The organism is Flavobacterium sp. KMS (assembly GCF_000813005.1).
Classification (GTDB): Bacteria; Bacteroidota; Bacteroidia; order Flavobacteriales; family Flavobacteriaceae; genus Flavobacterium.
The window spans coordinates 25,932-34,836 of sequence record NZ_JSYP01000030.1; the positions used below are offsets into that span (position 1 = coordinate 25,932).

Below are 8,905 nucleotides of genomic sequence, written 5' to 3' on the forward strand. Positions count from 1 at the left end.
ATAAAAAGAGCGTTTTTTTAATCAGTACAGTCAATAGCTATTGGTAACGCAAATATTTGACTTATTGGCTTACCTTTATATAAAGCTGGAACCCAGTTAGGCAATTTTTTTAAAACGCGAACGGCTTCTTCTCCCAATCCGTAGCCTAAATCTTTGCTGACTTTAATATCTGATAAAGAACCATCTGTTTCTATGTTAAATGTAAGCATAAGTGTTCCTTTAACTTTGTTTTCGTATGCTGCATCAGTTACATTGAAGTGGGTGTAGAAAATCTTGTAAAAGCCTTTCATACCTGTATGAAATTGAGCTTGTCTTTCAAATTTACTAGGATGAACAAGAGTCTCATTTTGTTCATCGTTTTCAATTGTTTGGGCGATACCTTCTGTACTAAATGCAAGCAATACGGTAAAAAGAACAATAACTTTGTAATCTAGCTTTGTTATTAATTTCATATTTTTTTTTCTAGCTAAATTACTTTTTTTATTTATTTTCTTGTACCGTTATTGGTAATTTGTACATTACTCTCGCTGGTTCATTGTTTAATGTGCCTGGTTTCCATTTTGGAGATAATTTTAATACGCGTATAACTTCATCGCCTAATCCGTAGCCTAAGTCATGAGCTATTTTATAATCAGATAATGAACCGTCTTTTTCGACATAGAAATCGATAATCACTTTTCCTGATACTTTATTTTTAGAAGCATCTTTAGGGATTTTGAAGTTTTTACCAATGAATTTGTAAAATTCAGTCATTCCGCCTGGGAATTCTGGTTGCTGAATGTTTTCGGTTGTGTCTGTAAGGAAGGTTGGTGGTTCGTTCAGTGCTTTTCGATTGCTTCCTTGAGCAATTGTTGTCGTGTTAAAAGCAAAAAATAATGTAGCAAATATAAAACCTACTACCGAGGTTTTTATTATTGCTCTCAATCGGGATTCTTTTTTTGTCATCATAAGTAAACGTTTTTTGGTTATTTGAAAATTAATAGAACTTGCAAGCGCAATCTGGCTTTGGTTGGAAGCCATTTTTAATAGTAAGTTTTGATAGTGAGAAACCGATTCTGATTGGGTTATTACTGCTTCATCGGCTAGAAATTCATGATTTAATTTGATAGCTCTTTTGTAAAATATAAAGATTGGATTAAACCAGAATAGGATTTGTATTGCTTCAATAAGAATAATATCCAACGAATGTTTTTGCTTTATATGTGCCGTTTCGTGAGCAATAAGTTGTGTGTCGATTAGATTGTTTTTTAAATCACTTTCGTTTAAAAATATGGTGTTTAAAAATGAATGTGGTAATATGGAATCTTCAATCAAAACCACTTTTTGTTCATTGATAATTTGTGATTTGTTGTATTTTATTTTTTTATAAAAGGAATACAGATTCAACGCAAAGCGGACGGTTAGTGATAACGCAATAATTAGATATAGAGCAAATAAGCTATAAGTAATTGTCTGATTATTGGTTAGTGAATTTATGTTTTGGGCATTGTTATTAATTACTATTTCGGGTAATCGAATAGCGTTTATTGCCTTAGATATTTTTGTATCGAATGAAAATAGTTGTAAAGGAATGGTTAAACCAAAAACTAAACTACCCAACAAATAGAATCTGTTGAAACTATGCATTTTTTCGTTCTCTAACCAAAGTTTATATATTACAAACAGGATTATAAGTAGTAATGATGATTTTAGGATATAAGCTATCATTTTTTCTTTTTTTGAATTTGACTATCAATGATTTTTTTGAGTTCTTCTAATTCCGAAGTCGATAAATTGGTTTCGGTGGTAAAGAAAGAAGCAAATTGCGATGCCGAATTGTTAAAGAAATTACTAATCAATCCGTTTACATGTTTAGAGAAATAATCGGTTTTCTTGACCAATGGATAGTATTCTCTTGAGTTTCCAAATTCGTTGTAGGCAACAAATTTTTTGTCGATCATTCTTTTTAATAAAGTGGCAACGGTTGTTGTAGCCGGTTTTGGGTCAGGATATGCTTCGAGCAAATCCTTCATGAACGCCTTTTTTAGTTGCCAAAGGTGTTGCATTAATTGTTCTTCGGAGTTGGTTAGTTGCATTGTGGGTTATTTTTTAATTTTTTCTAATTTTTCTAACTCTGGTAATTCCTTTTTATAGGCTTCTACATCCCAAACAATTCCCCATTTTTGAGCGTATTCGGCTATGGTTCCTAAACCAACTTCTGCGCGTCTTTTGTCTACATTATCGGGGTCTTCTAGTGGTGAAATGTATTGCTTGTTTGTTGCTGGATTTTTGGCAAGTTGGCTTCCGTAAATTTGTTTTCTCCCTTCTCTTAGTGCGATGCGGTCTTCTAGTAATGCTAATGAACTTGCTTTTGCATTTCCTTTTTTGACAGCGTCTCTCATCATGGGTAAATATTTTTGTTGCGTTTCTAAGTCCGAATGCTGTATTACCAGAAACAAAGTTTGGTTTGCCTGACTGCCTACAACGTTTTCACCGACCCATCCTTTTTCATCAAGTATCTTGGATATTTTAATTAGGTTCAGGCTGTCTTTGTAATTTATGATTTTACCAATGCTATCTATTTTTTTCTTATCATAATTTGGGCTTTTATATATTGTCATGAATACCTTTCTTATGTTTTGATCCTCTTCAAAAATAGAGAGTAGTTCTTCTTGCAGAGGTTTGTCATAATTTGCTTCCATGTTGTTAAGTTTCTTTTGAAGTTTGGTTATTATTTTTTGCCATTCCTTCTCGGGATGCAATATTGTTAAGTCATTATCTTTTTTTAGATGGTATAAATTTTCATAACCATTATCGATTGCTAAGTTTAACCATTCGAATGCTTTTTTAGTTTCTAATGACCTTGCTGCTGAGCATGCTCCATTGTATAATTGTGTCGAATTTTTATGCTCTAGTTTAAATGCCTTTTCGTAATATGTAACAGATGATTTATAATCTTTTCCTTTGTAACAAGAGTCTGCTTTTTGGATATATTCTTTGTAAGATTGTGCTTGTAAGGAAGTAATACCCAACAGGAATAAAAAAATGGCACTTATTTTTTTCATAATTTTTAAAATAGAAATTTTGGTTATTTGTTTTTTGTAGTAGATGTTAATTCTCTGTTGCTGTATTTTTTTATTTCGATTAGTTTGCCTGCCGTGTCGTAATATTTCCAATCGTTATAATAAAACCAATGTATTTGTTCTTGGTTCTTTTCTAATTTAGTTTTTCCTTTTGATTGTAATTTTCCATTCGGATAATAATATTTGACTTTACAACTGTTGGCTTGATATTTTTCTGTTTTATATAGCGTATTGTTTACGTAAGATTTCCATTTTTTTACGGGTTCGTCTTTCCGGTAGTATTCAAATGATTTGTATGTAACACTATCTTGTGTATAATTGTCTATCCAAGCGCCTTCTTTCTTTTTGTCAATCTTCTGATTAATTGGATTGCTCTTGCATCCAGAAAGCAGTGTTATGTAAATTAATAATAAGATATATCTACTCATAAAACTTATTTTGCTCTACAAGATAATATCTTGCTCTACAAATGTAGAGTTAATTTTTTAATTTCCAAAATTATTTTTTTGAGGGTCAAAGGTTTAGAGGTGCAAAGGGACAAAGGTAAAAGGAATAGAGGCTCAAAGGAGCTAAGAGGCAAAGGTATTGTGAGTACCAAAAATGGTAGAAATTTTAAATCCAGCTATTCAGTTCCGAACCTTTGGGACGATCGGAGAGAACGCCCATAAAAAAATCCGCTCATTGCTGAACGGATTTTGAGGTTTTATACCTAACAGATTTTAAATACCTGATAGGAAAACTTTGCGAACTTAGCGAAAAGACTTTGCGCGCTTTGTGGTAAATCTTCACTTTGCAGTTGGCTTATTTTTTAGAAAGCTCTACAAAATATTTGTAAAACAACGGAATAGTTTCGATTCCTTTTAGGTAATTGAAAATTCCGAAATGTTCGTTTGGTGAGTGAATCGCATCGCTATCAAGACCAAAGCCCATAAGGATTGTTTTGCTTTTTAGTTCTTTTTCGAATAATGCTACAATCGGAATACTTCCGCCTGAACGAACTGGAATTGCAGGAACTCCAAATGTTTCGGTGTAAGCCATATTTGCCGCTTTGTAACCAATGCTGTCAATAGGTGTTACATATCCCTGACCACCGTGATGTGGAGTAACTTTTACAGTTACGCCTGCTGGTGCAATGCTTGTAAAGTGTTTTGAGAATAACTCGGTAATGTGCTCCCAATCTTGGTTTGGAACTAAACGCATAGATATTTTTGCGAAAGCTTTGCTTGCAATAACCGTTTTAGCTCCTTCGCCTGTATATCCGCCCCAAATTCCGTTTACATCAAGTGTTGGTCTTATTGAGTTGCGTTCGTTGGTTACGTATCCTTTTTCGCCATAAACATCGTTTAAGTCTAAGGCTTTTTTATATTTCTCTAAGCTAAATGGTGCTTTTGCCATTTCGGCTCTTTCTTCTAGCGTTAATTCTTCGACATTGTCGTAGAATCCTGGAATTGTAATATGGTTGTCTTCGTCGTGTAATGAAGCAATCATTTTGGCAAGTACGTTAATAGGGTTTGCAACTGCACCACCGTATAAACCTGAATGTAAATCGCGGTTTGGTCCTGTAACTTCTACCTCTACATAACTTAAACCACGTAATCCTGTTGTGATAGATGGCTGCTGATTAGAAATCATTCCAGTATCTGAAATTAATATCACATCGTTTTTAAGTTTTTCCTGATTGCGCTCTACAAACCAACCTAAACTTTTAGATCCTACTTCTTCTTCGCCTTCTATCATGAATTTTACGTTACAAGGCAAGGTGTTGCTTTGTACCATATATTCCAGTGCTTTTACGTGCATGTACATTTGCCCTTTGTCGTCGCAAGCACCACGAGCAAATATTGCTCCTTCTGGATGAATTTCGGTTTTTTTGATAACTGGTTCAAATGGGGGAGATGTCCATAATTCCATTGGATCTGGTGGCTGAACATCATAATGTCCGTAAACTAATACGGTAGGTAAATTTGGGTCGATTATTTTCTCTCCATAGACAATTGGGTACCCCGGAGTGTCGCAAATTTCGACAAAATCGCATCCGGCTTTCTCTAAACTTGCTTTTACAGCCTCGGAAGTGTCAATTACATCTTGAGAATATGCAGTATCTGCACTTACAGATGGAATTTTTAATAATTCGATTAACTCATTGATAAAGCGTTCTTTGTGTTCTTGAACGTATGCTTTTATAGTGTCCATTTAAATTGATTTTTATAGAATTTCAAAAATACGAAAAATAGAATTAATATTTTTTTTCAAAAAAGCTTTGAAAATTAGAAGTTATGATTATCTTTGCACCCACAATTGAGCGGATATGGTGAAATTGGTAGACATGCCAGACTTAGGATCTGGTGCCGCAAGGCGTGTAGGTTCGAGTCCTATTATCCGCACTACTTACTTTAAAAACCCTTAAAATATAGTTTTAAGGGTTTTTTTTTATGCCTTTACTTTACTAAATTATTGGTTTTTAGAGGTCAATATTCAAAAGTTGGGGATTGAGTAAAAAAATTTACCGCAAAGAGCGCAAAGAGAAAAACGCAAAGGTTCGCAAAGTTTAATCAATAGCTTCAACTTAGTTTGTCCTTAAAAAAAGTAACGCTGATGAAACGGATTTACTCTGTAAAGCCGCGGATTAACCACGGATTTTTTATTTAACATTATTAAATCCGTCTTTTTCTGCGTCTTCGCGATAGCGAATCCGTTTTATCAGCGTTCTATTTTATGCGTAACCAAACAAAGGTTTTGTTTCCATCTAAGCATGTTCAATCCTTTTCTTTATAATCTCTAGCAATTCTTCTTTTGTCATAAAAGTGTTTAGGAAATCTTCTAAGTTTCCTTGGTTAGAAACTTCTCTGAAAAAAACTTCGTGATCTGTTCCAAATAATGTTGGGTTTTCAGGATTTGGATCGGATAAGCATATGTAATAATGGTCTGGAAAACCATAACTTGAAATAAGCAGAATAAAATCTGGCGAATGGTCATTTGTTACTTTAATGATTTCGCTTAAATCTGTTTCTTCATCTTTAAAATCATCGTTCCATTCGGCGTAATCTTCTGTGCCTTCTTTAAAAGGGGTAAAAGGAGAAACTTGCCAAAACATCTGACCGAATCCTTCGTCTGTTAATCTGAAATATTTTTGAATTATTGCATCGTAAAAACCTTCTTTGTTTTCTCTGAAAAGTGCTTGGTTCTCGTTGATGAAATCGCTTATTCCGTAAATGGGTTCTTCTTCTTCGGCGGTTGCCCAAGGTGTATCTGTTGGTCGCTGATACAGAACAGTATCAAAAGTTATGGATTGTAAATCTTCCTGAAGTGATTTGCCTTTTATATTGTCGATATTTCCGCCTAATTTTTTGATTTGCTCCAGAATTTCCTTTTTCATTTTTTGGTTTTTATTAAATATTATTTAAAAATAGGAATTCTCAGGGTATTAAAAAAGGAATGTGGATGTAGTGATGAAATTGTTTGGTTTGTTGTTATGGATAAAAGAGTTGCATTTTGTTGTTAAAGTTGTTAATAAACTATTTATTATTATACAGTAGCTACGGTATCAATTTTTATTTTTGAATAACTGATTAAAATTAGAAAATTTCATTTATAAATTGAATAAAGTAATATGGAAACCATTCTTAAGCACATTCAAGACCTATCTCAATCAGATTGGGATTATTACTTCGGAATTAATCCAAGTAATGTTATAAAAAATCCTTTTCTTGATAGTACAATTACACATAATAATTTTATCCACAAATATTTTGAAAGAGGAGGTAAGGTTAAAATTTTTAAATCAATTATAGATGATTTTGGTAAATTAAGATATCCAAACCACATTAATTCGGTCTTCTTTTTGGGATTATTAGTTTATTATAAAACTGGTTTTCAAAGAGAATTTAATTTAAATGTCAATGAACCAGGTTATAAAACATTTCCGTTTATTTGGTTTTTAATTGCATTATATCACGATAACGCGTATCATATTGAAAAAGACAATAAATTATTATCAAAAAACAAAACCTTAGATAATCTTTACGAAAATTATGACATTCAGAATAAACTCTTGGACGAGTATTTAGATTCCACTTCTAGAATTCTTTTTGATTGTTGTGGGGATTATTATAATTATCGGGTTAATGAATGCAAGGTTATTGATCACGGCTTATTTGGTGGAATAATTTTATTTGATAGACTTGTTAAAATTAGACGAGAAAAATCTAAATATCAAGATTTAGATAGCCTATTTTGGGGAGAAGCGTTAGAAGGTCAATATAAGTTAGCTGCATTTTCGATTGCTATGCATAATATTTGGATGCCAGAAAAAAAACAAAGCAAACTTTACAAGGACTATAATTTAGGCAAGCTGATAGATTTTAAGCCATTAAAATTTAATGATTTTGGTTTCTTGTATTTATTAGGGATTATTGATACAATTGATCCTATAAAGGCATTTTTTGAAAAGGATATTGATGAACAATATATTTACGATAATTTATATTTAGATTTTACAGAAAACTCTCTAGAATTATCATGTAAAGAAAACTCAAATTTAGATTTTAAAATACTAGTCGATAAGGCAAAATCATTGCATGGTTGGTTAGATGTTGAAGTTAAATTCAGTTATAATAAATTAGAAATAAAATTTAAATAAAGTTTTATAAATTAATTCAAATAAAAATGGCGATACCTAATCCGAAAGATTATACATATAATGTTGCAAAAGACATTCAAGAAATGTTACATTCTTTAAGGAATCTTGCAGTTGACTATTCCGATATAATAAAAGTCGTAAATGTTACGGATGTACTCTTTTACTTTCAAGATATAAACCATAGAGATTTTTATTTTTACATTGGCTTTCCCGATAAAAAGTCAAATGGAATGCCAACGCTTTTTCCTATGAGGTTTGCACCAGCGAGTCATGATTCTATTGATGGTACAGCTGGAGAGGTTGATAAAGATAAGATTTTTAAATATTTTCTTACTTGGATTAAGATTATACAGGATTATAATTCTGTTAGTTTTAATCAAGAAGAAGCCTTTTTGAAAATTTATGAAGAAGAAATTTATTCGGATTTTGAAAGTATTGACGAGAATGCTACTACTCATCCATTTAATAATATTCAACAAAATATTTTATATAATTTTTTGTCAGCAGCTTCGATTTATTTGGAAAATAAACATCCTAATGATGAAGAAGTCGCGAATATCTGTTCAGAAACCTTAGACTTAAGAGATAATATTCAAAATTTAACTAAGAAAGATTTTTCCAAGCGGTTATCTAAAGTTTTTGCGAAAATTAAAAAGTTTAGTTTGCAAACCTTTTTAGAAATTTCGGATGTAGCAAAAAAAGAAATTTACAAATATTTACTTAAAGAAGGTGTGAATAAGCTACCAAATTGGATTGATGATATTCATACGTTTTTTATTTTAAATGTCTAGAGATGCAACCTTGTATATCCATAAAGACACATATCTAGCCCTGATAGAAGGGAAAATCCTTTTTTATTGTTTTTCTCAATAAAAAAGATTTGGAATGATAGCAGGAAATAGCTCCTGAAAAAATCTTTAGAAAATAAATTATTTCTTGATTGTTGAGTTACTTGCGGGGCTTCTCCCGAAGTTTCGGGACGCTCAGCCTGACAAGTTTGTGATTGTTTTGTGTGCAAACTTGTATATAGATATTTTTTGTTTCTACCCAATCTTGTCACCCTGACGAAGGAAGGGTCTCCGTAAGAAACTAACACAAAGCTTTTCTTGATTGTCGAGTTACTGGCGGAGATTGCTTCGCCAGTTCGCTATCGCTTGTGTCTTCGTTCCTCAGAAAGACAAGTTTGCGGTTATTTTATGTGTAA

Annotated in this window: 9 protein-coding genes and 1 tRNA gene; 3 read left to right on the top strand and 7 right to left on the bottom strand. The window is 32.3% G+C overall.

The features are described from left to right. Positions 1 to 17 precede the first annotated feature (17 nt). The 6 genes from OA93_RS22140 to OA93_RS22165 form a co-directional block, all read right to left on the bottom strand. Positions 18 to 452 carry an energy transducer TonB gene (locus tag OA93_RS22140; protein ID WP_052249910.1) on the bottom strand — a complete coding sequence of 145 codons (435 nt, stop codon included), beginning with the start codon at positions 450 to 452 and terminating at the stop codon, positions 18 to 20. Positions 453 to 480: 28 nt separating this feature from the next. Then, a complete protein-coding gene (locus OA93_RS22145; protein WP_039116309.1) occupies positions 481 to 1,707 on the bottom strand; it encodes a M56 family metallopeptidase in 1,227 nt (408 codons plus the stop codon). Continuing rightward, complete coding sequence (locus OA93_RS22150) at positions 1,704 to 2,075, bottom strand: BlaI/MecI/CopY family transcriptional regulator (RefSeq protein ID WP_039116310.1); 372 nt, start codon at positions 2,073 to 2,075, stop codon at positions 1,704 to 1,706. Before OA93_RS22150 ends, OA93_RS22145 begins: the two co-directional genes overlap by 4 nt. A 6-nt stretch (positions 2,076 to 2,081) precedes the next feature. After that, positions 2,082 to 3,044: a DUF6624 domain-containing protein gene (locus OA93_RS22155; RefSeq protein ID WP_039116311.1), complete on the bottom strand. Its 963-nt coding sequence runs from the start codon at positions 3,042 to 3,044 to the stop codon at positions 2,082 to 2,084. 23 nt (positions 3,045 to 3,067) lie between these two features. After that, positions 3,068 to 3,490 (bottom strand): hypothetical protein, encoded by a 423-nt coding sequence (locus OA93_RS22160; RefSeq protein ID WP_039116312.1) that lies wholly within the window; start codon positions 3,488 to 3,490, stop codon positions 3,068 to 3,070. 373 nt (positions 3,491 to 3,863) lie between these two features. Beyond that, positions 3,864 to 5,255, bottom strand: a complete 1,392-nt coding sequence (locus OA93_RS22165; protein ID WP_039116313.1) for a dipeptidase — start codon at positions 5,253 to 5,255, stop codon at positions 3,864 to 3,866. A gap of 109 nt (positions 5,256 to 5,364) precedes the next feature. Between OA93_RS22165 and OA93_RS22170 the strand changes: the two genes are divergently transcribed. Beyond that, positions 5,365 to 5,446 (top strand) — tRNA-Leu (locus tag OA93_RS22170). A 362-nt stretch (positions 5,447 to 5,808) separates the two neighbouring features. Here OA93_RS22170 and OA93_RS22175 read toward each other — a convergent pair. Continuing rightward, entirely contained in the window at positions 5,809 to 6,438 is a 630-nt protein-coding gene (locus OA93_RS22175; protein ID WP_039116314.1) for a hypothetical protein, read from the bottom strand. Between the two features lie 234 nt (positions 6,439 to 6,672). On the opposite strand from OA93_RS22175, the gene OA93_RS22180 reads away from it, so the two are divergent. Then, positions 6,673 to 7,701, top strand: a complete 1,029-nt coding sequence (locus OA93_RS22180; RefSeq protein ID WP_039116315.1) for a hypothetical protein — start codon at positions 6,673 to 6,675, stop codon at positions 7,699 to 7,701. 26 nt (positions 7,702 to 7,727) lie between these two features. Continuing rightward, positions 7,728 to 8,492: a hypothetical protein gene (locus tag OA93_RS22185; protein ID WP_039116316.1), complete on the top strand. Its 765-nt coding sequence runs from the start codon at positions 7,728 to 7,730 to the stop codon at positions 8,490 to 8,492. Positions 8,493 to 8,905: the final 413 nt, after the last annotated feature.